The organism is Pleurocapsa minor HA4230-MV1 (assembly GCA_019359095.1).
Classification (GTDB): Bacteria; Cyanobacteriota; Cyanobacteriia; order Cyanobacteriales; family Xenococcaceae; genus Waterburya; species Waterburya minor.
The window spans coordinates 26371-53061 of sequence record JAHHHZ010000031.1; the positions used below are offsets into that span (position 1 = coordinate 26371).

General features: G+C 40.2%; 23 protein-coding genes and 1 pseudogene. 11 read left to right on the forward strand and 13 right to left on the reverse strand.

Going from position 1 to position 26691, the window contains the following annotated elements:
- Positions 1–177 precede the first annotated feature (177 nt).
- Together KME09_22170 and KME09_22175 are read left to right on the forward strand one after the other, a co-directional pair.
- Positions 178–1677 carry a plasmid pRiA4b ORF-3 family protein gene (locus KME09_22170; GenBank protein ID MBW4536642.1) on the forward strand — a complete coding sequence of 500 codons (1500 nt, stop codon included), beginning with the start codon at positions 178–180 and terminating at the stop codon, positions 1675–1677.
- A 118-nt stretch (positions 1678–1795) separates the two neighbouring features.
- On the forward strand, positions 1796–2440 hold the full coding sequence (locus KME09_22175) for a GIY-YIG nuclease family protein (protein ID MBW4536643.1): 645 nt from the start codon (positions 1796–1798) through the stop codon (positions 2438–2440).
- Positions 2441–2528: 88 nt separating this feature from the next.
- On the opposite strand, the gene KME09_22180 is transcribed toward KME09_22175, so the two are convergent.
- Positions 2529–2825, reverse strand: a complete 297-nt coding sequence (locus tag KME09_22180) for a hypothetical protein (protein ID MBW4536644.1) — start codon at positions 2823–2825, stop codon at positions 2529–2531.
- A 101-nt stretch (positions 2826–2926) separates the two neighbouring features.
- Between KME09_22180 and KME09_22185 the strand changes: the two genes are divergently transcribed.
- Positions 2927–3718 carry a tryptophan-rich sensory protein gene (locus KME09_22185; GenBank protein MBW4536645.1) on the forward strand — a complete coding sequence of 264 codons (792 nt, stop codon included), beginning with the start codon at positions 2927–2929 and terminating at the stop codon, positions 3716–3718.
- A 225-nt stretch (positions 3719–3943) separates the two neighbouring features.
- Here KME09_22185 and KME09_22190 read toward each other — a convergent pair whose 3' ends face one another.
- The 6 genes from KME09_22190 to KME09_22215 all read right to left on the reverse strand — a co-directional run bounded on the left by KME09_22190 (position 3944) and on the right by KME09_22215 (position 9606).
- Positions 3944–4627: a DUF2993 domain-containing protein gene (locus KME09_22190; protein MBW4536646.1), complete on the reverse strand. Its 684-nt coding sequence runs from the start codon at positions 4625–4627 to the stop codon at positions 3944–3946.
- A gap of 14 nt (positions 4628–4641) precedes the next feature.
- Positions 4642–5751, reverse strand: a complete 1110-nt coding sequence (locus KME09_22195; protein ID MBW4536647.1) for an S-layer homology domain-containing protein — start codon at positions 5749–5751, stop codon at positions 4642–4644.
- A 916-nt stretch (positions 5752–6667) separates the two neighbouring features.
- Positions 6668–7060 (reverse strand): response regulator, encoded by a 393-nt coding sequence (locus tag KME09_22200; protein MBW4536648.1) that lies wholly within the window; start codon positions 7058–7060, stop codon positions 6668–6670.
- Positions 7061–7098: 38 nt separating this feature from the next.
- Positions 7099–7323: a DUF1816 domain-containing protein gene (locus KME09_22205; GenBank protein MBW4536649.1), complete on the reverse strand. Its 225-nt coding sequence runs from the start codon at positions 7321–7323 to the stop codon at positions 7099–7101.
- A 288-nt stretch (positions 7324–7611) separates the two neighbouring features.
- Positions 7612–8352 carry a Crp/Fnr family transcriptional regulator gene (locus KME09_22210; GenBank protein MBW4536650.1) on the reverse strand — a complete coding sequence of 247 codons (741 nt, stop codon included), beginning with the start codon at positions 8350–8352 and terminating at the stop codon, positions 7612–7614.
- Positions 8353–8526: 174 nt separating this feature from the next.
- A complete protein-coding gene (locus KME09_22215) occupies positions 8527–9606 on the reverse strand; it encodes a saccharopine dehydrogenase NADP-binding domain-containing protein (GenBank protein ID MBW4536651.1) in 1080 nt (359 codons plus the stop codon).
- A 297-nt stretch (positions 9607–9903) separates the two neighbouring features.
- Here KME09_22215 and KME09_22220 point away from each other — a divergent pair, with 297 nt between their 5' ends.
- Complete coding sequence (locus KME09_22220) at positions 9904–11223, forward strand: hypothetical protein (GenBank protein MBW4536652.1); 1320 nt, start codon at positions 9904–9906, stop codon at positions 11221–11223.
- Between the two features lie 170 nt (positions 11224–11393).
- On the opposite strand, the gene KME09_22225 is transcribed toward KME09_22220, so the two are convergent.
- Positions 11394–11666 carry a DUF3143 domain-containing protein gene (locus KME09_22225; protein ID MBW4536653.1) on the reverse strand — a complete coding sequence of 91 codons (273 nt, stop codon included), beginning with the start codon at positions 11664–11666 and terminating at the stop codon, positions 11394–11396.
- A 271-nt stretch (positions 11667–11937) separates the two neighbouring features.
- Between KME09_22225 and KME09_22230 the strand changes: the two genes are divergently transcribed.
- The 3 genes from KME09_22230 to KME09_22240 all read left to right on the forward strand — a co-directional run bounded on the left by KME09_22230 (position 11938) and on the right by KME09_22240 (position 14959).
- Positions 11938–12234 (forward strand): hypothetical protein, encoded by a 297-nt coding sequence (locus tag KME09_22230; GenBank protein MBW4536654.1) that lies wholly within the window; start codon positions 11938–11940, stop codon positions 12232–12234.
- 116 nt (positions 12235–12350) lie between these two features.
- On the forward strand, positions 12351–13265 hold the full coding sequence (locus tag KME09_22235; GenBank protein ID MBW4536655.1) for a DUF4351 domain-containing protein: 915 nt from the start codon (positions 12351–12353) through the stop codon (positions 13263–13265).
- Between the two features lie 464 nt (positions 13266–13729).
- Positions 13730–14959 carry a 4-hydroxy-3-methylbut-2-enyl diphosphate reductase gene (locus KME09_22240; GenBank protein MBW4536656.1) on the forward strand — a complete coding sequence of 410 codons (1230 nt, stop codon included), beginning with the start codon at positions 13730–13732 and terminating at the stop codon, positions 14957–14959.
- A gap of 74 nt (positions 14960–15033) precedes the next feature.
- Here KME09_22240 and KME09_22245 read toward each other — a convergent pair whose 3' ends face one another.
- The gene (locus tag KME09_22245; protein ID MBW4536657.1) at positions 15034–15873 is read right to left on the reverse strand and encodes a prephenate/arogenate dehydrogenase; all 840 of its coding nucleotides are present in this window, start codon (positions 15871–15873) and stop codon (positions 15034–15036) included.
- A 79-nt stretch (positions 15874–15952) separates the two neighbouring features.
- Between KME09_22245 and KME09_22250 the strand changes: the two are divergent.
- Positions 15953–16084, forward strand: a pseudogene (locus KME09_22250) (hypothetical protein).
- A gap of 99 nt (positions 16085–16183) precedes the next feature.
- Here the strand turns inward: KME09_22250 and KME09_22255 are convergent.
- Positions 16184–17773, reverse strand: a complete 1590-nt coding sequence (locus KME09_22255; GenBank protein MBW4536658.1) for a glycoside hydrolase family 57 protein — start codon at positions 17771–17773, stop codon at positions 16184–16186.
- Between the two features lie 315 nt (positions 17774–18088).
- Between KME09_22255 and KME09_22260 the strand changes: the two genes are divergently transcribed.
- Positions 18089–19267 (forward strand): histidine kinase, encoded by a 1179-nt coding sequence (locus KME09_22260; protein ID MBW4536659.1) that lies wholly within the window; start codon positions 18089–18091, stop codon positions 19265–19267.
- 9 nt (positions 19268–19276) lie between these two features.
- Here KME09_22260 and ppc read toward each other — a convergent pair whose 3' ends face one another.
- Both ppc and KME09_22270 read right to left on the reverse strand, forming a co-directional pair.
- Entirely contained in the window at positions 19277–22354 is a 3078-nt protein-coding gene (ppc, locus tag KME09_22265; protein MBW4536660.1) for a phosphoenolpyruvate carboxylase, read from the reverse strand.
- Positions 22355–22676: 322 nt separating this feature from the next.
- The gene (locus KME09_22270; protein ID MBW4536661.1) at positions 22677–22865 is read right to left on the reverse strand and encodes a hypothetical protein; all 189 of its coding nucleotides are present in this window, start codon (positions 22863–22865) and stop codon (positions 22677–22679) included.
- A gap of 120 nt (positions 22866–22985) precedes the next feature.
- On the opposite strand from KME09_22270, the gene KME09_22275 reads away from it, so the two are divergent.
- Positions 22986–23780, forward strand: coding sequence for a PhzF family phenazine biosynthesis protein (locus KME09_22275; GenBank protein ID MBW4536662.1), 795 nt, complete (start codon positions 22986–22988; stop codon positions 23778–23780).
- 49 nt (positions 23781–23829) lie between these two features.
- A complete protein-coding gene (gene ggt, locus KME09_22280; protein MBW4536663.1) occupies positions 23830–25578 on the forward strand; it encodes a gamma-glutamyltransferase in 1749 nt (582 codons plus the stop codon).
- A 164-nt stretch (positions 25579–25742) separates the two neighbouring features.
- Here the strand turns inward: ggt and KME09_22285 are convergent, their stop codons facing one another.
- Positions 25743–26612, reverse strand: coding sequence for a protein kinase (locus KME09_22285; protein MBW4536664.1), 870 nt, complete (start codon positions 26610–26612; stop codon positions 25743–25745).
- Positions 26613–26691 lie beyond the last annotated feature (79 nt).

The window sequence follows — 26691 nt, forward strand, 5'->3', positions numbered from 1 at the left end:
ATTATTAATTCGGCTTGATTGATTGTCAATTGCTTAAATAAGTAAATAAATTTAACACTTCGTTTAATTTCTCAGTATATTTACGTAAATTACTGACGATAAGAGGTATGCTCAAAATACTAGATACCTTCAGTGCCATGCTTGTCAATCTTCACGAAGTCAGTAGTCTCATTCCCCATGTCAGAGCATTTTGAATTAACTAACGAAGCACGAAAAAAGTTTACACCACAGCACAATCAAGAGTTGGCTGGGGCTAACTCAAGTGAAAGTTTATCTAATGATTTGACAGACAATGATGAATTACCTCCAGGCTGGACAGAATTAGAGCAAATGTTGCAGGAATTAGCCACAGAGATATTAGCAGAATTTTACCAAGAAGTCCCTTCTGCTCAAGAATTTCAGCAACAACTAGCAAGTATGACGGAAAAACTAGTTCAAGCAATACCAGATATGTCTCAACCAGCGATCCCGCAGGATAGGCGGAGCCTAATCGCTATTTCGCAACAAGTAATTACTGAAACTACTCCAGGAACTATCTTACAAGATTTTCAAACCCTCTTAGATTTTATTGGTCAAGAGGGAATTGCCGTTGGCGGTAAGCGTAATTTAATTCCCCTCAAGTCTTTAGCTCAAATCAATCAACAGCTAGCCGAACCAATTAAAACCAATCTACAGCGTCCCCAACAAAAGTCTTATCCGACAATTAACGGCTTATATCTACTGTTAAGAGCTACAGGGATGGGTAAAGTAGTTCAACAGGGCAAAACATCCAAGCTGATGTTAGATCCGATGATGCTCGATAATTGGCAACAGATGAATCTGACCGAACGTTATTTGAATTTATTAGAAGCCTGGTTAGTAGTCGCCAATGAGGAGATGCTGGGAGAAAGGGGATATATGACCGAGGGGACAAGATGTCTACAGTATTGGTCGAAAATGCCCGCTAAAGGGGAAAAGTTTCCAGATTATCAAACCCAGCAAAACCTTAAATATTACCCAGGGTTTCATAATATTGCTCTGATGAAGCTTTTTGGCTTAATTGAGGCTAGCTATGGTAAACCAGAAGCGGGTAGGGGTTGGCGAGTTAAGAGTGTCAAGCAAACAGCTTGGGGCAAGGGGTTGCTTCAGGTTGCATTTGACGGTTGGACTTTTCCCGAAATGATTTGGGACGATGATGAGCAAACAGCAAATATTCAGTTTGGTCAGCTCCAGCCAGCTTTGCAGCCCTATTTTCCTCAATGGCAGAAAATTATCGAACTGCCTAAAATTGAGTCTAGTCAGGGAGTTTATATTTTTAAGGTTAGCTGGCAGCAGATTTGGCGACGGATTGCTATTTCTAGTGATATGACTCTCTGGGATTTAAGCCAATTGATTTTGCTGTCATATGATTTTGACTGCGATCATCTAGATATGTTTAGCTATAAAAATCAGCTAGGACGCACTGTGCAGGTAGTTCATCCCTATATGAATGAATCACCCTCTACGGAGGAGGTGAAAATAGCTGATTTACCTTTGACAGTGGGTTCAGTTATGGAATATCTGTTTGATTTTGGCGATAATTGGGAGTTTCAGCTACAGCTTGAAGAAATTAAATCAGATCGGCGTTCTGGCTATGGTGAGATTATCGCTAGTGAAGGAAAAGCCCCCGAACAATATCCTGACTGGGAAGAGTATTAATTAGGGGCGTCAATCAAAACATAAATTTGATTACGATTGATATCTAGATCTGTTGCGCTGCAATTTTACCCAGCTAGGATAAAAACTGTACTCATTTAAATTAGAACTTAAAACTACTGTGGAATCTAATCAGAATAAACCTTTAGAACATCAAAACGTTCCCATCGCCCATCAAGGGTTACATAGTTTTTTGTATAGTTCTGATCGTGAACACAGCGTAGAAGATGCTGCTGGCGTAATTAATTCTGATGGAACAGAGATAGTTGAGATCTTAGTTTGGGAGCAACAAACAGAAAATAGTAAAGTTGCTGGAGTTTATGCTGTTCTGGACAGCGATCGCCTTTATCAATATATTGGTTATTCTAGAGATATTTTGCGATCGCTAAAAGGACATATTACCCAAAACGGTACTCAAGTCTGTAGCTATATCCGCGTCAAAACCTTTAAGTTTCCCAAACGTCAGGAGATGGAAGCGTTAAAAACAGCCTGGCTCTGTGAATTAAACTATCTCCCTGTTGGTAATCAGGAGGGTAATACCTGGGCGAGTACGATTGGTGAGGCTGCTAAAGCAACTATGACAGAAGCTGAAAGAAACGCCTATGAAGAGAAAAAGCTCAAGCTACGTAAAGCAATGGCAGATACAACTCTGATGGATGAATTAGCAGCGCCAACTAACCAAAGTGAAACAGAAATACAACGTCGGCAAAAACTAGAAGCAGCGGTTGAGAATGATGACTGGAGTTCAGTTATAGAAGCTCAGTAATAGAAAGTAGGAAGTAGGAAATAGGAAATAGGAAATAGGAAATAGGAAATAGGAAGTCCTAATGTTTTGACGTAGGGCTAGATCAAAATCAGGAGATTAGCTCATCCTTGGCTAACTCTTGTAAACCCACGAAGCCGACAAAAAAAGTATAAATGCCATAGAGTAATGGATTCTTGTTGTGAGAACGTGCTTTCAAGCCAGCAATTATTCCTTCAACGCCATGAGCAACTAGAGCAATGCTTCCCAGCCAAAACAGAGAAGTTAAGTTAGGGGGTAATGATTTTCCTTGTAAATGTAGGGCTAAATTCCAACCTGATAATCCTAAAGCACTGGTCATGGCGAGGATAGAGGCAATTTTAATTAATTTTGCTACAGTTGGATTCATTATTATTGCTTATTTATTCTGCGACTTTAGTTTCTATAATTAAACAGTATTTACATACAATTAAGATAAGCTGCTAATAACTTAAAAACTACTATTAACAAATGCGCGATCGCTATAGGGTAAATAGTAAACCAGCTATCATCAGACAAGTATCTACTTTAATTGCCATTATTGCTGCTTTTGGCATGAATATTTGGGCCAACATTAATCCACCCAACGGGTTAACTATTGGCGAAATCTCACAAAATATATTCAAAAATGTGCTAATTACCCCCGCTAGCTATGCTTTTGCTATTTGGGGGTTAATTTATCTGGGTTTAATCTCTTTTGCGATCTTTCAGGCATTACCAGCTCAAAAAAACGATGGTTTATTAGTTAAAATTGGCTATAAGTTAGCGATCGCCTCCCTCGCTCAAATAATTTGGGTTTTCTGCTTCTTATACCGACAATATGGCGCTTCTATGATTGCCATGCTGTGTATTTTGTTCCCCCTAATTGGCGCTTACTGGGGGTTACCTTTTAAGACGCGCATTTCCCGCTGGCAACAATGGTTCATTAAACTGCCCATCAGCATCTATTTAGCCTGGATTAGCGTGGCAACAATACTTAATGGGGCAATCGTACTCGAATCTTGGCAGTGGGATGGTTGGGGCATTAGCCCAGAAGTATGGACGGTAATTATGCTGTTAATCGCTGGCTTGATCACTCACTTTGTGGTTCTCCCTCGCCTCGATTTTGCCTATGCGGGAGTGTTTATTTGGGCAGCAATTGCGATCGCCATTCAAAATTCTAAGATTATGCTGATTTCGGGTACAGCGATCGGTTTAAGTATTTCGCTGATCGTATTACTTTTATCTTTTAGCTTTTATGGTCAAGATCATCAAACAAATTAAAACCGCGAAGCGGTTAGCTATAAGCTATAAGCCGTAAGCTATAAGCTATAAGCTTACATAGTAGGAGATTTAACCCCCACTATGTCTTATATCAAGTCCGCTTGATTACTTGTTATAAAATCTTTGCCCCAAACTAAGCGGGATAAACGCCTTTGCGTCTTTGCCCCAAACTAAGCGGGATAAACGTCTTTGCGCGAGTTTTCAATTGAGTAGACACATTAATATTTAGTTATTGATTCTAATTTTTCCTCGGCATAATATTTGCTCAGATTCAATCGTCAATTCTTGTAGCGCTATATCTGTTCCTAAATCAATTTCTAATTCACGTTTTAGGCTATCACTAGATAAATTACTCGTAATCTTTAACGATGACAAACAAAGAGTATGAGCATTAGCTAAATTTACGCCTGTCGATAAAGCTATTGTTTTAATCTCCCCTAAAGCATCTTGATAGATACCTGCAAAGTTCAATTGATTGTTGGCGATCGCTATAGTTTGCCATTCAACCTTCAGCTTAATTAATTCTGGAGAATAATTTTTTTGGCTAGTTAAAATCATCTGCCATAAATCTGATAAACCACTCTGCAATAAAGCAGAATCTAAAGAAGCTTGTAAATCAGCAGCACCTAACTTCAATTGAATCTCCACAAAAACTGCTTCTAGGAGTTTCAAAGGTTGGCGCTTAATCACTTCTGGCAAATTGACGGCAATATTTGTACCGTTAAGCTGCACCTGACTTAAATGTAATCCTTGATAAACGGCGCGATCGCAACTCAGCAATACCTGGGGAATATATCCCTGAAGAATTTGCTTACTTTTACCCAAAATCTTGACTTGTAAAGCTTCAACTGCCTCAACTTGCGATCGCAAATATAGTTTTACCGCGCCAGACAATAATTTTGCAATCACCTATCACCTATTAATTAACTCTTCGTTTTCGCCGTCGATGCTAACACTTCTTTGGCTGTAATCCCATCTCCCTGAAAGCCAAAGTACCACAGTGAGGCTGCTGCTTCTGCTCTAGTTACAGGTTTTTTGGGTTGGAAAAGAGTGGTATAGCCAAATATACGTCTAACGTTAGAGCGATCGCCATTTTGAAAATCGGCATATAAAGCTCTCGTGGCAGAAGAGTCAATATCAGCAGTATCTTGAAATCCCCAGCTTTCTTCAATCGCTTGAATAGAAGCTTTGGGTAAAGATTTGCGAGTATCCAATGGTACTTTCCAGGTAACTAAATCGGCTCTAGTTAGAGGAGCATCGGGGCGAAAAAGTACATTAGTACTATCTTCTGTCAGACGAGAAGGAATTAAACCTGCTTCGGCTAAACTTTGAATTGCCGCAAAGTCTGGATGGCTAGGATTGATATCATTAAATGCAGGCTGGCTAGTCTCCGTTGCCAGGTAGATTTTTTTACCAGGATTATCGGCATAATAGCGATTATTGGCAGCAATTAGCCAACGAGCATATTCACCACGAGTAATCACTTGATTCGGGGCAAATTTGGTTAAATCGACGTTACCTTGCCTAGTATAAGGAGTCAAAATACCCAAAGCAGCGACTGATTCTATGGGTTGTTGTAGTTGTGGGGGTATTTCATCTAAATCCTGGAAATTAGCATCAGATAACTTGTAGGCATTCTGATTTGATCTTGATTTCGAGCGAGGTAGACGAGTATTTTGCTTAGTTTTCTCTGATAAAGAGCGAGTTTGATTTTGTGTAGGTTGCTGAGCAGTTGTCGAATTTGCAGCTTCAGAGGAGTTTGACCATTGAGAAATACTAGATGGAGGAATATCTCGATCTAAAGGATGATAAACCACTGACAATCTAGAGTTTTCGCCTTGAGATGCTTGATTATTTGCCGATGCCAAAAGAGAAAGCTCTACTCTCAGGTTATCTTTAATGGCGATCGCTCTGGCTATTTGTTGCTGCGGATTAATCGTAAAAGGTTTGATTACATCCCAACCATCAGCCGACAATTCTGCCAGATAATAGTCAGCAATAGCTTGGCGCTCATCCTGTATCCTCCAAAGCATCGTTCCTGAGTTTCGATCCTGACTAGACTTGGCTTCTACTAATTCAGCTTGGGGATAAACAGGAAAAATCTGAGTAAATCGCGTTAGGTTGCCAGAGGAGTTTGCTGCTGTGGGGTTTTTGGCAGTATTACTAACTGAATTATTGGCTGAGCCTGATTTTCTTGGAGATGTAATAGCAGGATTTTGAGTTTGTAGAGAAACTTCCTCAGCCTTTTTTGTTAGCTGGGGATCTGCTCCAATAAAGCCTTCTAAGGCTGCACTATTACCGCAACCACTTAATAGTGTTAACAAACTGGTGAAGATAATTCCGTTAATCGCTAAGCGATCTTTTTGTTCAAACAACATGGCTACGGCTACTTGCCAAAAGTTAGTAGTTATTGATAATTATTTTATTTTAATACCTACAGGTAGTTAATCAGTTCTCAGTTAATAAATTTGATGAATAGCTATAGCTAGATGCGATCGCAACTCATACTAAATCCCGTTGGTATACAACATTTAAAAATTGAGTAAAGGTAATGGGTAATGGGTAATGGGTAATGGGTAATAGAGTTTCAGCAAAATTAAACTGCTTAGCACAAAGTTATTTTTGAGAATCGGATTTAGTATCAGTCTGCCACGCAAGCAGCTATAGAACAATGGTTGTAGGCAGGGAAATTAACTCAATGCCAATTACCTGTTGTCGATCGAGTCAATAACGGTAAATTATCTCAATTAGCCGAGTTACAATAGCTCGGAGTGCGGAGTTGGTAGTTTGTAGTTCAAACAGCTTATCTGGCAGAAAATAGAGCCGAAAACAAGTAGAATTAGTCGAAAAACCGAAGGCTCAAATAGAGCAACATTTTCCACATTATCTTTCCTAAGTTCCTGAGAGAGATAACCAAATGCAGCAACGATCGTCGTTACATACCTTAGTTCATCTTGCGACTAACTGATACTTTTTCAACATATCCAAAATGTCTGCTGATAAAGTAAGACAATCAAAAGGCTTTGTGATTAAACCTATGACATTCTTGTTTTCTAATTCAAGACTTTCTGTTTCCATTAGTTTAGCTGTAAACAAAATCACTGGTATATTACGTGTTGTCTTGTCGGATCGTAATTTTTCTAGAATTTCGATTCCTCCCATATCTGGCATCATTAAATCTAGCAGAATTACATCAGGATTTATATTCATAGCTTTAAACAGTCCTTCCTTCCCGACATAAGCACTGGTAACTTGCCAATAGCCGTCCATTTCTAAACTGAATTGAGTTAAGGCTTGAATTCCCGTATCGTCTTCGATGATTAGAATATTGTGCTGATTCATGCTCTAAATGTTTAATTAGATTCTAATGAAACCAAAGATTATTCTTCAGGAATAGTCAATAATTTAGGTAAATCTTGTTTAATTTCAATATTTATTTCCTGGGCTTTTTCTGCTTTCAAATCTTCAAGATATCCAGACTGAGATTCTACTGCTTCGTTTTGACTAGCGAATGGGCCAAAATAATAAACACATTTGGGTTTAGCAGTTGTGATTTTGACCCACCAAGGCAATTTCAATTTAATTTTATTGGCTGGCTTGAAAATAGATAAGCCCAGCGGGATGGCTTTACTACGTATTATCGAGGTAGCTCTATAATAATTCAAAATGCGATCGCTCCTTAATCTAGATAAATACTGCTCGAACTACTACCCACACACCTAAATACTAAAAATACTAAATTAAATACTTGTAATATGACGTGAGTTCGACATTCCGAACTCCAAACCCCTAACCCCGAAGCCCTAAACCCTAACTCACGCTATGTGCCATTATGCAGATAGCAAAAGGAAATATCTGTCGGAATTCCCACATAATTTGCAAACCTTTATACTTTATAAATTTAACAAACGAGTATATTCATCTGAGATTGTGCGATCGCATTGACAGGCGACTTTTCTCAAAGCTACTGAGTTTTCAATTAAAATTCTGCCACGGCTATAGTCAATCAATTTTCTTTGGCGCAAATCTCCCGCCATTACCGTCAAACTAGTACGCCTGACACCCAACAGATCGGCAAGAGTTTCTTGAGTCAAGAACAGCTTTTTTGTGCTTAAGCGATCGCTATAAAAGATTAACCAACGAGCTAGTCTTTGTTCTAGGGTATGATGACAGCTACAGAGGACATTTTGCGAAATCTGAGCCAATAGAGCTTGAGAATAGAGCAATAATATTCGCTTTAATTCACCACTACGGGCTAATTCTCGTCGTAGAATATTGATGGGCAAGCTCAGGACAATGCATTCTGTTTGCGCGATCGCCCAATTAGAAGCAGTATTGCCACCCAAAAATCCAGCAATGCCAATCATTCCTTCATTACTTACCGCAGCAGATTCGGCTACTAAACCTTCTTGGCTAATATTAAGCAAAGAGATGATACCTCGAATTGGAAAATAGATTTTCTCTATTGCTTTGTAGGGCTTGTGAATCGTTTTTTTGGCTGGTAGAATAATGCGTTTTGCATATATCAGTAAATTTTGCAATTCGGAATTAGGTAAAAGATTCAATAGCTGATTAGCGCGATCGGGTATTTCTTGAAAATCACGATTTGCAAAATGCTGGATAGATAAAACCATGATTTTTACCTGGTAACGAATGGTTGACAAAATTTAAACAAGCAATTTATTGACTCTAAATATTACATTACTTAGAAAAATTGACGATCTTGTGATGCTATGGCCAGAGGTCAAAACGTTAGGACATTTTTGAAATGACTATACTTTCTACTACCTACGTAGGGGCGATCACCCTTAAGAACTAACCACAATTTCAATTTGACGACTGTTCATCATTTCAACAAACAACTCTGTTGATAATGCTTGTTCTACAGGGTAAATACCTGGCTGTTTTAATCTACCCGCTAAAATTAATTGCGCGATCGCGCCTGTGCCTGCTCCTGCGGCGATCGCTGTATCGTGATGTACCATGGTACTGATATAGGTATGCGGTTTACCTGCTTTTTGTCCTGTAATCTCTGCTCGCATCGCCACTCCAATCCCACTAAAGCGATCGGTTACTTTGGTCATGGCATAACTGACTTGGGAAAAGAATTCAATGCCTCGACGACTACTTACCCAAGCTTCAGGAAAGATATGAGCCGTAATCCAGGTTAAATGATTATACCAGTCAGGAATTGAGCCAAACTTGGTGATCACGGTGTTTACAGGAAAGGAATCAGCAAATGTATAGGTTTCTGGGACATCAAACCAATAGACTCCCGTTTTACCGTAGGGTGCAGGAAATTCCACCAGCTCTCTTTCGGTGTAGGGTAAGATATCTTGCCACTTACCATCGATCCAGGCAGAAAATTGATGTTTTAACCCCAGGAAAGTAGTTCGCATCACGGTTAACCCTGCACCACCTGAACCTGCTACCACATAGCTGAGATGGATTTTCTCTGGTCGCTCGAACTGCTCTACTCCTTGTTTAACCATGCTGTTAGAAATACCAGGAAAGATCCCCGTATTCAAAATCGCCGTAGTGCCAGAAGCGATCGCTCGCTCCTGATATTCGATCGCCTGTTGATAAAAAGAACGATGATCGCTCACGTCAATATAATCTATTCCTTCGTCAATACAGCTTGCCAAAACTCTACCGTCTCGATGATGAAATGGCCCTGCACAGTGTACGATCAAATCTTGCTTGGCGATCGCTTGATGTAGCTGTTGGCGATCGTCTAAATCTAAAGCTAAGAATCTAAATGGTTTGATTTGCGATTGAGTTTGACGAGAAGTAATCGTAACTTCAGCATCGGTATGTTGGGCAATGTCTTGAGCTACCCGATTACCAATTCTGCCGTAACCGCCAATTACTAATACTTTTTTGGTCATAGTGCGCCTGATATAAGTTAGCTTTTTGCTAATTTATTAGTTTTTAGCTTTTAGCTTTTAGCTCTTCCTAAAGGATACAGCTTCGCATATAGCTTTTAGCTCTCAATGCTCAACTTTAAAATACTAGTACTTTTAAACTAACAATTATTCTGAAAGCAAATTTTATTCACATTAAACTTATCGTACAACCTCAGTTGAACTTGATGATATCAAACCTAAATCTCTATCTATGTCTAGATGGCAGATTAGTTGATTCCAGGTAATATTTACCTCTTATCTATGTTTTAAAATCTATTTATGTTAGATCTAGCTAGAGCTTTAGAATTAAAAGAAAATTTAGTTGATTTTGTTTACGATGACGAAGGCGCGATCGCCGTTGCCTTAGAAAGTTATGCTGCCCAAAAAAGTCAGAAAAATAGCTACGGTATTAAACAGCAGAATTTGGCAGTAGATCTATTTTTAACTCAAGGTAAGGTTGGAGAGCAAACTCCTCTAGATATATTTATTAAACAGGCTAAGAATTTATCGACAGCAGATATCTCAATTGTCAAACATTGGCAGAAAAATTTCATTGGTTTGTTTGAGATTCAAGCCATCGAAGCCGACTCTTATCGCTTGATGAACTGGTTAACCGCTAAAACCTATAGAGTATATAGACACGCGGGAATGTCAGATAAAGAGATATCTAGATGGCAGCCAGGAGAAATTATTCTCTGTATCATTGCACCGCTGAATGAAACTGAATGGTTCTTTTTTAGCGATCGCATTATTAAAGGTCGATTAAGCCAGCCAAAACTAGCGGTAGCCATTGGCGAATTTCGAGATAATTACCCTGAATCACTTTATGCTGATGCGCCAGATTTACTAGAGGAAGCTTGGTCATCAGTAGCAGTGTACCATCAAGAATTTGTGGACTATCTGGGAAGCGATCGCCTGACTTTACCAGGTTATAAACTAAACCAGAAGATTAGTGAGCTACAGACAGTTATGAGTCAGAAAAAGCTAGCAGAAGCTGGTATCGATCACTCTAAATCTTTAGCCGAATTACTGCAAGAGTCAGGTAAAACAGAGTCAGAGTTTACCACGGCAGCAGCAGATCTGGGTGCAGATGCTCAAGCAGTAGCCAAGCTCATGGATAATAAAAATAATTCAATGGTAACGCCCAAGGTAGAGTTACCGCCAGAGATCAAGCAGGCAGAATCTGTGACGGTATACTCTGAGGCAAAGTGGGGACAGATGTTTCTACCTAACCACGAAAAATTTACCCAGCTTCTAGCTCAAGCCGATCCTCAAACAGAAAATAATCAGCTATTGGTGCGCAAATATTTAGAACAGCCTCAAGCTAATTACTATGTCTGGCAACAGCTCAAACAAGAATATCCCACTAGCTTAGAAAAGCTGCTGCAAAACTATTTAAACAAGCCAGATTTTCAATTAGAAACCGACTTAGAAAAGCTACTACAAGAATACAATAAACCCGCTGTTCCTGAATTACCTGCGATCGCCAGCGTGCCGATCCACTTAAATAATTTATTTGAAGCGGCAGTAGCTCAAGTCCAAAAAACCAAATCTAAAACCAAAAAGAAGAAAAAGACAGGATTTCTCAAAAGCTCTTAGGAACTTATATCAAGTCCGCTTAATTACTTCTTATAAAATCTTTGCCCCAAACTAAGCGAGATAAACGCCTTTGCGTCTTTGCCCCAAACTAAGCGGGATAAACGTCTTTGCGCGAGTTTTAATTAAAATTGTCTAAACGGACTTCCTATTTCCTACTTCCTACTTCCTAACTATGGCCCAGAAAACACAGCATCTTCTACATCTTGCCGACTCAAAGAATACTTAAACGAACGACTGAGATTTTGACTTTCTTGTTCAGCATCAAAATAACGTACTGTTAATTCTTCCGTCTCAAGACAGATTTCTGCTTTCCAAGCTGATTGTGCCAAATGCCAGCAGTGAAGATTGGCTCGATCTTGATTGCAACCCTTGCTGCGTAACCAGTCTTCGATAGTTGGCAAGGTATGGTTGTAAAGAGGAGTGTCTGCTTCTGGTAAACTCACTAAAATATTTTTATAAACTTAATAAGGTATTGTAACGATTTTATCTTAATTGCACCTCTCAATTAGACACGCCAGTAGAGATGGTCTTAAAAGTCAAGTGATTTATTGCGATCGCCTTGTTTTCTCTTTGGTTTTTTATCGAGGTTATGGAGTGTTTATTATGGAATTACAGAAACAGGAACAGATTATGCAAATTACTGCATTTTTCAATAGATGATGTTAGGTTTTGCTTCGTGCTACCTAAAATACGAGATAAGCGATCGCACTAGACATGAAACGAAAGTTTGAATTTGAATTTGAAGATCAATCATTAGAAAACACAATCACTTTTGAGTATGATGATGCTACGGAAGAAGAAATTGATCTTTGTATTGAAAATGGTGTTGCAGTTATGTACGCAAATAGCCAAGCTTTATTGAGTATGGCAAAGTTATTTGTAAAAATAGCAATCTGTGATTATCAAAAAGGCTTCCATCTTCATTTAACAAAAGATTTTGATGCTGATGATAAAGAAATTTTTCGTGTGATACTGACAAAAAATGAATCAAATCAATCTGTGAGCGAGTAGATGGAAAAAAGCGATCGCACTGTTTCCCCTTTGGTTTGTTACCGAGGTTATATGGTATTTATTATCGTAAGTCTCAGTTATTTTTCTATTATTGGCTGATTAAATACACTGGATTCATGACTAATATTAACCACGATCAACTCTTTAAAGAGCTTCTAACTACTTTCTTTGTTGAATTCCTAGAACTTTTCTTTCCCTCGGTGCTGGAATATCTCGATACTGATAGCATCACTTTTATAGATAAAGAACTCTTTACTGATGTAGTTCGAGGGGAGAAAAACATTGTTGATATCGTGGCTTTAGCTGAATTTCAAGAGCAAGATTATTCATTTTTAATTCACCTAGAAAATCAAGCTTCTAACGCCCCAGAATTTAATCGTAGAATGTTTCGTTATTTCTGTAGCCTCTTCCTCAAATATGATCGACCGATTTATCCAATAGCTATTTTCTCTTATGACTCTCCCAAAAGACTAGATAAAAGCAATTTTGTGATTAATTTTCCAGATAGACAAGTTTTGAATTTTGATTACCAAATTGTTCAGCTTAATCGTCTTAATTGGCGTGACTTCTTGCAACAGCGGAATCCTGTGGCTGCCGCTTTGATGAGCAAGATGAAGATTAATCGAGAAGATCGCCCTACAGTCAAAGCTCAATGTCTGAGACTGATGGTTACTCTTAAACTAGACCCAGCCAAGATGCAGCTTATTTCAGGTTTTGTTGATACCTACCTCAATCTCAATCAGCAGGAAGAATCGCACTTTCAATCCCTATTAAGTACAATGGAATTACAGGAGCAGGAAAAGATTATGCAGATTACTACTAGTTGGGAACAAAAAGGTCGGCAGGAAGGTCGAATTGAAGAAAAGCTTTCTATTACCTTGCGTCAACTCAAACGTAAACTGGGCAATCTACCAGATAATATTGCGACACGGATTAAGTCTTTGGAGTCTTCCAAATTGGATATTTTAACGGAAGATCTATTAGATTTTGAAACTCTGGACGATCTTAATCAGTGGCTGAGTAATTGTTAGTCTTAATTTTTCAATGAATGATGTTGGGTTTTGCTTCGCGCTATCCAATCTACAAGATAGGCGATCGCACTGTTGTAAGAGATTAGTTTGAAAGACTAGAACCTTTTTTAACCAGTGTAAAAACACGCTCAATAATTAAATCGTTATCAAATTAAAGATCTTAAATCATCAGCTTGGTAAATACCTTCTTCTACTTCTAATGAGGCGCGATCAATTGCTGCTGAGATTGCTTCCTTGATCATATCTAATAGCTCTTGATCGCTGGCGTAATAACCCCCAAACTTTGCTTCGCGATCGCCATGGCTATCCCCGACTTACCCCAGGACTCCCTTGTTCAATATTGCCAAGAATTGTTTAATTAACTTAGGTTTGATCCTCACTGATGTTGTTCAAAAGCTATCATATATAACTGATGTATCGGCTGCATAACGAAAAATCATACATCACATCTAAAATATACTCTTATGAATAATCCAAAGATAGATACAAAAGCTTTTAAACGTACTTTACAACAGTCAGAAAACTATCATCGTCGCGGTTTTGGACACGATGAAGAAGTAGCAGGGACGATGAATTCTGAGTATCAAAGTGATTTAATCCAGACGATCCGCGATCGCCATTATCGTCTAGAACAGGGTGATGTTACCATCCGTCTAGCGGAGTCTTTTGGTTTTTGTTGGGGAGTAGAAAGAGCGATCGCTATGGCGTATGAAGCTAGAGAACATTTCCCTACAGAAAAAATTTGGATTACTAACGAAATTATTCACAACCCCACTGTAAATCAGCGTTTACAAGAGATGAACGTCGGTTTTATCGAATTAGTTAATGAGCAAAAAGATTTTAGCGTAGTCACTCCAGGAGATGTCGTAATTCTACCTGCTTTTGGTGCTAGCGTTCAAGAAATGCAGCTACTCAACGATAAAGGCTGTAAAATTGTGGATACTACCTGTCCTTGGGTATCAAAAGTCTGGAATTCGGTAGAAAAACACAAAAAACGCGACTATACCTCAATTATTCACGGGAAATATGCCCACGAGGAAACTGTCGCCACCAGTTCTTTTGCCGAGCGCTATTTGGTAGTCTTAAATCTAGCTCAAGCGGAATACGTCACTAACTATATTCTCCATGGCGGAGATCGAGCAGAGTTTCTGGATAAGTTTCAAAACGCCTACTCAGAGGGTTTCGATCCCGATCGCGATTTAGAGAAAGTCGGTATCGCTAATCAAACTACCATGCTCAAAAGCGAAACTGAACAGATTGGTAAACTGCTAGAACAGACGATGCTGAAAAAGTATGGCCCAACTCAGTTAAACGAGCATTTCATGAGCTTTAATACCATCTGTGATGCCACTCAAGAACGTCAGGATGCTATGTTTGACCTGGTAGAAGAAGATTTATCCTTAATGATTGTTATTGGGGGTTTTAACTCTTCCAACACCACCCATTTACAAGAAATCGCCATAGAACATCAAATTCCTTCCTACCATATCGATAGTGCAGAACGAATCATCAGTCGCGATCGCCTTGAACATAAACCTCTAGATCGAGATCTCACCATCGCCGAAAACTGGCTTCCAGCAGGAAAAATTACTGTTGGCATTACTTCTGGTGCTTCGACTCCCGATAAAGTGGTGGCGGATGTGATTACAAAAATATTTGCTTTAAAAGCCATGGCGATCGCCGAAAAGCTATAAGCTAAGAGCTAAGAGCTAAAAGCTACGAAATAACTCATTAAAAACATAGTCTATTCAAATGAAAACGACTATAACTATTTGTTGAGAAATTTTGGTCTAGCAGCAGATGTTATTTGTAGCGTTTGTTCAAGATTTTGCCAGTCTTCTTGTTCGATTAAAGCAATCATCTCGTCTAGATTATGACGATATTGTAAAAGCGATCGCAACAGTTCCTGGTGGTTATATTTTGCCATCATTACCCCCAATTCCCAATTACCTCCTCCCACTCGACTAGTATCGCGAAACCCAGAACTAGCGAGTATTTGCGCCAATTGGAGCGTATCAGGCTCTTCTTGTAAACAGGCTTTAATCAGACTCGCACTCACCATCACTGGTAGATGAGAAATCCAGCTTACAGCGCGATCGTGAATTTGAGCATCACAAACATAGGGAATCGCATTTAACTCTGAGGCGATCGCTGTTAACTTGGCAATATTTTCAGGCTTACTAGCTGCTGTCGGCGTAAGTACATAGGCTGCACCAGTAAATAAATTAGCTATAGCTGCATCGATTCCGCTTTGTGTCATTCCCGCCATCGGATGTCCCCCAATAAAGTTGGGCCATAACTGACTACATTCTTCAACTATCGGCTGCTTGACTGAACCAACATCGGTAATAATTGTCTCGGAATTAATATAAGGAATAATCTGCTTAATTGTTGAGGCGATCGCTGCAATAGGAGTACAAACAATGACAATTTCTGCCTCAGCCAGAGCCTTGAATTCAGTGCTAGCTTCGGTAACAACACCTTTAGCCAAAGCTATCTGACAAACATTCTCCTGGCGAGATATCCCAATAATCTGGTGTCCCTGCGATCGCAAATCTAACCCCAAAGAACCACCAATTAAACCCAAACCAATAATCCCGATCTTCATGTTCTAAAATTCTGATTTAATACTTTTGGTCTTTCATCAAATAACCATTATTTTTTTTAGCTAACATCTGTTCTAAAAGATGCGCCTTTTTCTGGCATCACGCCAATTACCCTAAAGCTAAAGAACTGTTAAAGCCCATGTTACCAACATTCTCAGTCAATTAAATTTACGAGATCGCACTCAGGCTGCCATTTTAGCGACTCAGTATTGAGGATTACTAGACAATTTTTAGTAAAAAATATCCCTCAACCAGATATCAATAATCTTAGTTAGGGATAAGAATAATCACAAGGCTAATAGCTTTTTACAACTATATAGTTCTGTAAGTTCGATAATTAATGTTGGGGAAAATATTATCAATTAATTCCACTTTTTCTAACCAACCAGAATCAATCTTACCGATTAAAATATCATCGTAGATCTTATTAAAGCGAAGTAAATGCGATCGCGTTCTGCGAATTGCATAAGGAACCATCGTACCAGTACGCATAATAAAAGCCCAGTCAGACGATTGTGCTAATAATAACTCTCTTGCAGCCTGATTTAAAGCTCGCCATTCCAATTCATCAGCAGGTTCACGATTCGCCAGCTTGATCATTCTTTCCGCTGCTTTGTGCAGATGAGGATAAACCCAAGCATTAGTGTCATTCAACCAATATTCATGAAACCCTTTGTAACCCCAACTAGACTGGGATGGACGACAGACTTGTTGAGTTGGCTGCTGCTGAAGATATTCTGACAAGTGTGTCATGTCATATGTACCTTGGTCATACCAACTTTTACGGAATAAAAAGTCGATAAATTGAGGCCCTTCATACCACCAGTGACCAAATAACTCAGCATCGTAAGGGGAAACCACAATTGGTGGACGCTGTAACATCCCGCTCAAATTTTGAATTTGGCGTTCGCGATTATACATAAAGTTGCCCGCATGTTCGGCCGCTTTTTCTCTTGCCCAATAAGGATCGTATAAACCTTTTTCGGTCAATCCGCCATCACGACTAGTAATTTTATGGTATTTAATACCTGTGTTTTTACGTTGTCCATTGGGCATAATATAAGGCTTGATGTACTCATATTCAGCTTCCCAGCCTAAATCTTTATAAAATTCACGATATTCTACTGCGCCAGGATAGCCTACTTTAGAAGACCAAACTTGTTGAGAAGATTCATGGTCGCGACCAAAAGCTGCTACTCCTGTTTCAGTATAGATGGGAGCATAGGAGCCATGACGAGGACGAGGACGAGCATAAAGAATACCGTGTCCATCAGTGAGAAAATAACGCAAGCCAGCATCAGCAAGCATTCTTTCTAAACCTTCATAATAAGCACATTCTGGCAGCCAGATTCCCTTGGGAGCGCGACCAAAGTTCTCTTCATAGTGTTCACAAGCAACCTTGATTTGTGACCAGACTGCTTGTGGATACATCTTCATCAACGGCAAATAGCCATGAGTCGCCCCACAGGTGATAATATCCAGGTTGCCACTATCTAGAAATTGCTTGAAAGCACCGACTAGATCGCGGTTGTAACCTTCCCAAGTCTTTCGAATTTGGCTAAATGAGTTGGCATAGTATTCAGCCAGGTACAGCATATGACCGTTGTGTTGATGTCGGTCAATTTCTTTAGCAATTAGTTCTTCTAGCTGGGCTAAATGAGCATCGTAACGATCTTGTAGTAGTTCATCCCGCAGCATTGACACCAAAGGAGGTGTCATACTCATCGTCATTTTAAAATCTACTCCATCTCGCTTTAAGCCTTCAAAAACTTGTAGCAGAGGGACATAGGTTTCGGTAATGGCTTCAAACAGCCATTCTTCTTCTAAAACAAAATCGCTTTCTGGATGTCGGACATAAGGCAAGTGAGCGTGTAAGACAAGTGCAAGATAACCAAGAGCCATAATGTAGTATATTGTAGTATCTCTAAATATTTTTTGCTAGCAGTGAAGACAAGATTTTAAAGCTAAGGGTTGATTTGAATTGAGGAACTAGGGCAATCTAGGTAAATTTTATGATATCTTAATAGTGTCTTCTAATAAAGTTTTAGTTGCGGGTCAACTCTCTTTAATTAAGCTGATTGTTAAGTGATAGCTATTTTTAATTAATTTTCTAATTGAATTATTGTAGTTACTTTGTTTAACACGATGCAAATAGTAGAAGAGGATTGCTCAAATCGCCGTCTAATGAACGAATATTGAAGTGTTGAGTTAGATTTAGTGTTGCACTTTCATAAGCAATGTCCCGATTCCGATCAAGGTAGTGCGGAGGAACTATTGCTTCAACTACTATTATTTGTCGATCAACGTTCTTCTTCTGAAGAACAGGTTCAAGAAATTAAAGCTTACTTACAGAGCTTGCGCTCTAATTATGCTTTTAAGTTGGATGTAGTGGAGATTGAAAAACAGCCTCATCTGGTAGAATTCTTTAGATTAGTTGCCACTCCTGCTCTGGTGAAGATGTCTCCAGCACCGAGACAAACCCTAGCAGGAAGTAATTTAATTCAGCAGTTAGAGAAGTGGTGGCCTCAGTGGAAAGGTCAGGTAAAAGTTTCTTTAGAGAAAAACAGCTACCAAAATCCAGAGAATCCGACCGCTACAGCAATGCCGAATAGCAGCTACGATGCTCAAGACATCATGTTGTCCGATGAAATATTTAGTCTGAGGCAAGAAAAAGCAGAATTAGAAGCACAGCTACGTTTCAAAGATAAAATCTTGGCAATGTTGGCTCACGATTTGCGAACACCATTGACGGCAGCCTCTATGGCAGTGGAAACAATTGAGTTATCGGAGAAAAATGATGGCTTGTCAGAAAATAAGCTGCTTGCTTTAAAACGGAAGTTGTTTAAACAAGCAAGAAATCAGTTTAACATCATGGATAATATGATTGGTGAACTGCTGCAAAATTCTCAAAACAACAATGCCAAACTAGCAGTTAAACCAAAGCCACTTAATTTGTGTTCGCTGTGTCAAGATATCGCCAGCCAGTTTGATGCCAAATTAGGGCAAAAATCGATGAATTTTGTGATGGATCTGCCTCAAGATCTACCTTTAATTTATGCTGACGCTGAATTAATCCGTCAACTGATCAGTAATTTGCTAGATAATGCCATTAAATATACGCCTGAAAAAGGTAGTATTTCCTTATCCGTTCTACATCGAACCAATCAAAAGATACAGGTAAGTGTTTGCGATACAGGGCCTGGAATACCCCCTAGCAAAAGAGAACAGATCTTTGAAGATAGCTTTCGACTTCAGCGCGATCGCGCTGCCCAAGGTTATGGATTAGGACTGGCAACTTGCCACCAGATAGTCTCTGCCCATTATGGTCAAATTTGGGTAGACAGTGCGCCTGAATCTGGTAGCTGTTTTCGCTTTACTCTCTTGGTATACAAGTAGGAAATAGCATCAGCCCGTATTTCTCATGCCCGCAGCAATGCCATTAATAGTTAACATTGCTCCCCGCAATAATTCTTCTTTACTAAAGCGGAAGTGAAGCGCTTGAGACTTGTCGTGTTGCCGTAAACGTTTGATCAGCGCCACCTGTAAAAATCCGAGGGGAACAATTGTGCCATTGCGCAATTGAACCGATCGCTGTAGTTCAGGATTACCATCCAGCAACCTTTGTTGACCGTTAATTTTGAGAATTAAGACCCTGGTGAGATTATATTCCTCCGAGATTTGAGCAAATAACTTTTGGAAACGTTCGAGATCTTCGGGTTGAGATAATTCTTTGACGTAATGTTCGGCAATCTGAAGATCTACTTTAGCCAGGGTCATTTCTACTTTAGATATAACCACACGAAAGAAAGGCCACTTAACGTAAAAATATTGCAGCAGATCGAGATTTTTCTCAGGCTCTTGCTCTAGAAAACCATGGAGTGCCGAGCCAACACCATACCAAGCAGGTAGTAAAAAGCGACTCTGAGTCCAGCTAAATACCCAGGGAATTGCCCGAAGACTGCTCATATCTTTCTTTTTATTCGCCCCGCCTTTGCCTGGACGCTTAGAAGGGCGAGAGCCAATTTGCAGCTGGCTAATTACGTCTACAGGGGTGACGGAATGAAAAAAGTCAACAAAATCCTCCTGTTCATAGATTAAAGCACGATATACAGCGCGCGATCGCGCGGATAGTTCTTCCATAATTTGATTCCAGGGTTCGACCCGATCGAATCCGCTACCTAACAAACTGGACTGGATTACTGCTGTGGTCATCGTTTCCAGGTGATATAAAGCTAATTCGGGCAAAGAGTATTTAGATGCTAGTACTTCCCCCTGCTCCGTAATTTTGATTCTGCCCTGGATCGTATCCGTTGGTTGAGCCAAAATTGCCGAGTAAGCGGGCCCACCACCACGACCCACCGAACCACCACGACCGTGGAAAATCCGTAGGGAAATACCAAATTCAGCCGCCACCTGCTGTAAGGCTCGTTGTGATTTATGAATTTCCCAGTTACTGCTTAAGAAACCTGAATCTTTATTACTGTCAGAATAGCCCAACATCACTTCTTGTAGATTGCTGGGTTCGAGGGGGGTTGAAGTGGCAGTTACAATCTCATTCTGTTGGGTCGAGACATGCTCATATCCACCCGCTAGAGAGGCTCGATATAGTGGTAGCTCAAATAATTCCCGCATCACCTCTGGAGCGCGTTTTAGATCTTCTACTGTCTCAAATAAAGGCACAATTCTGATCGAAGTGTGACAAGTTGCGGGGTCGTATAGCCCTGCCTCCTGAGCAAGCAACAGCACCTCTAAAACATCACTGACAAAATTAGTCATACTGATGACGTAGGTTTTACAAATTTTCGTGCTGAATTCCTGCTGTAGAAGGCGTAGCATCCGAAAAGTTTCGATTGTCTCACAAGCCGTAGGGGAAAAGGGCATCTCCCCAGGAATTAAGGGGCGACGAGTTTTTAATTCTTGAATCAACCAGGTAGTTTTTTCCGCTTCAGAAAGTTCATCATAAGGTTTGGGTAAGAGCTGAAGATAGGCTGTAATTTCGGCGATCGCCTCACTATGTCGAGAGGAGTCCTGCCGAAAGTCTAATTCAACTAAGTTAAAGCCAAACACCTCAGCCTGAGTGATGAGATTATTCAACTCGCGACACTGTAGCTTAGTGGCAGCCAAACTGGCTTGCATCAGCTTTAATTCAGCAACGAACTCGTCTCCACAAGTGTAAATATTTTCCGTATTAATTTCCGAGATCGCCTGTCTTCCCGCCGCCGACGACAAAGCTTGATTTCTTTCCAAGGTATTGTTCAATCGATAAGAAATATAGGCCAGCTTGAGACGATAAGGCTCTTGACGATAGCGAATCGCTAATTCTTGGTAAATACTCGGTATTCGCTGCTGATCTTGCTCTAGAGAGTCGAGTAATTCTTGCTGGACATCACTCCAGTGCAGGGAAAGACTCAAAATTTCTCGCAATTGGGCGATCGCCTCAAGATATTTGCCAATCACAATTTTTCGTTGATAGCAGGCAGTTTCCCAAGTTACTTGAGGTGTCACAAAAGGGTTTCCATCACGGTCTGAACCAACCCAAGAGCCGAAGTAGCAGAAGTTATGGGTGGGAGCAACTAGATTGGGAAAAGATGCCCCTAAAGACTGTTTGAGCCGAGCAGCGAGCTGAGGAATTACGTCAAATAAAACTTCTTGGAAATAGTGTAAGGAGTAGTCTACTTCATCTAATACCTTGGGTTTAAACTGATGTAGCTCATCAGTCCGCCACCAAAGACGAATTTCCTCGGTTAACTGAGCCACGGTTTCATTAGCTTCCCAGGATTCAATCTGCCCGATTTCCTGCATTGCTTCTTCGGCAAGGTCTAACTGCTCTAAAATTTGGGAAATACGACGCTGTTTCTTACGGATAGTATGACGGACAATTTCTGTAGGATGGGCAGTGAAAACCAATCTAATATCAAGCTGATCTAATAATCTTTGCAACATCAAAGGCGGCATATTAATTTCCTTGAGATAAGGAAACAGCCAATGAAATAGTCCAGCCTGATTACTGCTAGATATGCTGGGTTCAGTCCAATGTTCGCTTAATTCTTCTGATTTAGGCAAATTTTGGTGGTGCAGATTATTGGCAATCTGAGGCTTTTTACCGTTAACCTCATGAGTATAAACTTGAGTCACACGCCGAGCTAGTTTTTGCTCTCTTGATTCGTAGTGTTGTTCGACAATGTTAATCAGTTGAAAATAAAGCGCAAATGCTCTTGCTCCCTGGATAGCATCGTTGAGACTTAACTTTTGAATTAACTGAGATACGGAAGATTGAGTAAATGTTTCTGCTACCTGTCCTTCAGCAGAAGAAAGAGAACGCATTTGCTGAAGCAGATCGAGCATTTCCTGACCACATTCTGCTCGTAGTACTGACTCCCAGAGGTCTTCAATCAATTGTTGCCGATGGCGCAAAAGTAAGTGGGAAGTGTCAACCACATCAGTTTCTCGATTTGCTATCGAAGATTGAACAAGCGAACTCATAAAAACCTCTATTTGACTTAAGATAAATCGTAGCTTGATTGTTGCAGTAATAATGTTTGAGATTTGACCGCGAGAGAGGGCGAGGTTTCCTTATCCGAAGGTGTATGCTAAAGCATTTGCCCTAAAGGACTAACTACGTGTCGCGAAGCTTATCCTTTAGGACTAGCTTCGCGTCGTCCTTTAGGACGCCATCTCTAATCGCGGTGTTGACAGGACAAAAAGTTTCCAGCTATTTCCAGCCTTCATTAAGACTGACTTTTCAACTACACCAGTACTATGAAAGAAGCGCTCGTCGCGACATCGCTAATTAAATTCAAGACAATCAACGATCAAAATTAGGGAAATTTAGAATAGGCAAGCGTTCTGAGCGAAATATCTCTTCACTAGCTTTGCCGAATTCAGTCATAAATTCTGACAAGAGATATAACAACAAAATGCTAAAAATAAACGGGCTTGTGGCAATACTTAAGGCTAAAAATAATTTGAGATCTGTTGGGTTGCTAGTCTTCATAGTTTAATTATTCAATACTCCTTCTTAGTATTGTATTGACTTTGGGCATTCGTAACGCAAAGCGATATGATTTTGATTAAATTTTATTAAAGTCTTTAGTCTTAGTCCCTAGCAGTATTTATGAAACAAACCATAGTTCAGGTAGATGCTTTTACCGATCGCCCTTTTCAGGGTAACCCTGCTGCTGTCTGTGTCTTAGAATCACCTCAAGATGAGCAGTGGATGCAGTCGGTAGCGAGGGAAATGAATTTGTCGGAAACAGCATTTTTACACAAGCACGGTCAAGCATACAGTCTACGTTGGTTTACTCCCACAACCGAAGTATCTTTGTGTGGTCATGCTACCCTTGCTAGCGCTCACGTACTCTGGACGGAAGGATATGCTTCTACAGGACAGTCGATTCAGTTTGAAACCAAAAGTGGTGTTTTAACTGCTAAATATCAAGACGATTGGATCGAGTTGGACTTTCCTGCTAATCGATCGCAAGATATTCCGCCGATTACTAAATTAGGGGATGCCCTGGGCGTACCTTTAAAAACAGTTTTGTACAATTCTCTAGGCTATTTAGTGGAAGTTGCTACAGCTCAACAGGTCGAGCAGCTACAGCCTAATTTTACCCTACTCAAGCAATTACCCATCTCCAAGGTGATTGTGACTAGTAAAGCTGACAGCGATTCCCAATATGATTTTGTCTCACGCTTTTTTGCCCCTGGAGTCGGCATCGACGAAGATCCAGTGACGGGATCGGCGCACTGCTGTCTTGCCCCTTATTGGCGCGATCGCCTTAAACTCGATCGGTTTTTAGCTTATCAGGCTTCTGCCCGTGGGGGAGTAGTGAAAATCAATTACGATGGTGGCGATCGCGTTTTGCTTCAAGGTCAAGCAGTAACCGTAATGCGGGGGGAATTATTGTGAGTGGCCATTAAATTCTGGCATTAAAGTTATTGTATTTGGGAGCAGATAGATGAAAATTAGACGAGCTATATCTCTAGCACTGAGTATTATTTTGCTCATTGTGATGGGTAATTACCCGATCAATAATCTTTATCTAGTTTATTCAACAGTTGATAGTTGGAGTAAGGTTAATGCTGAAACAGTCCAGCCTAAAGCTGTCGGTAGCAATGGAGTAGTGGTTTCGACCCAGAAAGAGGCTTCAGCAGTGGGGTTGCAGGTGCTTCAAGATGGAGGAAATGCGATCGATGCTGCGGTGGCGGTAGGTTATGCCTTGGCGGTGACAGATCCCTGCTGCGGTAATTTGGGTGGCGGTGGCTTTATGCTGATTCATTTGGCCGACGGTACAGAATCTTTTATTAATTTCCGCGAGACTGCACCTTTAAAAGCTCACAGCCAGATGTATTTAGACGATCGGGGTGAGCTGATTGAAAATTTGAGTACTGATGGTTACTTAGCGGTGGCTGTCCCTGGTACAGTTAAGGGTTTGAATTATGCCCTCGATCGATATGGCACGATGGAACGAGAACAAGTAATTGAACCAGCGATCGCTTTAGCCGAAGAAGGTTTTGCTCTGCAATCAGGAGATGTAGAGATATTTGAAGCGGGGAAAGACAAATTGCTACAACCCAATGTCGCCAAGATATTTCTGCAAAATGGCAAGAAAACTTATCAAGTTGGCGATGTTTTAGTTCAAACCGATCTGGCTAACACCTTAAAAGCTATCTCTCAGGAGGGAACGACAGCTTTTTATCAAGGAGAAATAGCGAAAAAAATTGTAGCAGCCAGTCAAAAAAATAACGGTATTTTGAGTTTAGAAGATTTTGCCAGCTATCAAGTTAAAGAATATGAACCCATAAGTTGCACTTATCGAGGATATCGTGTGGCTTCTGCTCCGCCACCTGGTGGTGGTACTACTATTTGTCAGATGCTGAATATTTTATCTGGCTATAATCTCAAGGAATTAGGCTGGCATACACCCCAAAGTCTGCATCAGATGTTCTCTTCAATGTTATTCGCTTTTGGCGATCGCAACCGTTATTTGGGCGATCCTGATTTTGTGGATAACCCAACCAATAAATTACTCTCTGCTGAATACGCTGCTGCTTTAAGATCAAAAATAGCTTTTGCAGCACTCGATCCTGAGTCGATATATTCTACTGATGTTCAGCATGAGGGAACAAATACCACTCACTATTCTGTAGTGGACAAAGAAGGTAATGCTGTAGCCGTGACCTATACGATTAATTCTTATTTTGGTGCAGGGGTAGTTGCCCCTGGAACAGGCTTTTTACTCAACAATGAGATGGATGATTTTACTAGTAAGTTAGGAAAGTCAAATCAGTTTGGTTTAAATCAGGGAGAGGCAAACTTAATCGAGCCGTTAAAACGCCCTTTAAGTTCCATGTCCCCCACTATAGTTACCAAAGATGGACAAGTTTATCTGGTTACAGGTAGTCCTGGAGGCCCGACAATTCCCACTACGGTGTTGCAGGTCATCACTAATGTTATTGATTACGGTATGGGTTTATCAGATGCGGTGAATAGTCCCCGTGTACACTATCAAGGTTTACCTAACCGAGTAGTTAGTGAATCTCAAGCAATTACGCCTGAAGCCTTTAGAGGCTTGAAACTGCGGGGCTATAGCATTATGCCTTTTAGTTCCTGGGGTGCGGCCGAATCCATCATGGTTAAGAGCGATCGCACAATGATCGGCGTTAATGACATGCGTAAACCTGCGGGGAAGGCAGTTGCTTATTAGTAATATTTAACTGCGATCGCTTTTTTCAATTGTCGAATAATCTATTTTGATTGACCAGGAGGAACAAAGGGAATTTCAATCCTGCGTCTAGTTTCATCAGGCTTACGATCTATTGAGACAGGAATTATCGTATTTTTATACTTAAATAAACCACCATTAGGAATTTACTGACATTTACAAAAATTTGATTCAAATGCTGAATTATTGACTTGAGAAGGCACAGGGACAACATCTAGATCTGGTAAATCTGCCACTTTTAGACATAAATATCCCCCTAAGATTAAAACTGCGAAAAAAGGGATAAAAAACAGAGATTTTGCGAGTAAGTCTCCAACGTTTCTGTTGAAGCTTGGTTGATTGAGATGTGGCGCAACAGTAGTTTCAGTAGTAGTTTCAGTGAATTGAGAAGTTCTGATGATCGAAATACCTTGAAGAGTTCGACTAACTTCGGCTGCACTCCTAAAGCGATCGCTTGGATGAGGAGACAGCATCTTACTTAAAATCCATTCCAACTTGGAACTAAGAATAACTTCTGATTCCCAATGCCAACAGTAGCCATGGGGATCGATTAACTGTTGTGGTTCTTTGCCTGTTAACAGCACTACTGCCGTAGCAGCTAAGGCATACAAATCGCTATGAGCGTAAACAATTCCCCGTTCTACCTGTTCTGGAGGAGCATAACCAGCCTTAAGTGGTTTGGAAATATTTGCAGTTACTTGGTTTAATTCAAATTGGGTTTTCAGTTCGACTTCTTGAATACAGCTAAAATCAATCAACACTTGGGGTTTATCTTGATTGCAGAAGATTAAATTATCAGGAGAAATATCGCGGTGAATTACTCCCAGCGAATGAATGTACTCTAGAATTGGTAGGACTTGGGTTAATAATTGTTTAATTTCCCCTTCGCTAAATCTATTATTTGCTTCGAGACGTTGATTGAGCAAAGCATGATAGGTTATTCCCTCAATATAATCTTGGACTAGCCCTGCTTTTAGCAACATTGACTTGGTTATTGCTTGCTCTATGTCTCTCATCTGTTTGCACCTAATATGTATGAAATTTTTAGCGAGATTAAATTATTGAAGTTAACTCAAGTAGAATAAGCGATCGCTT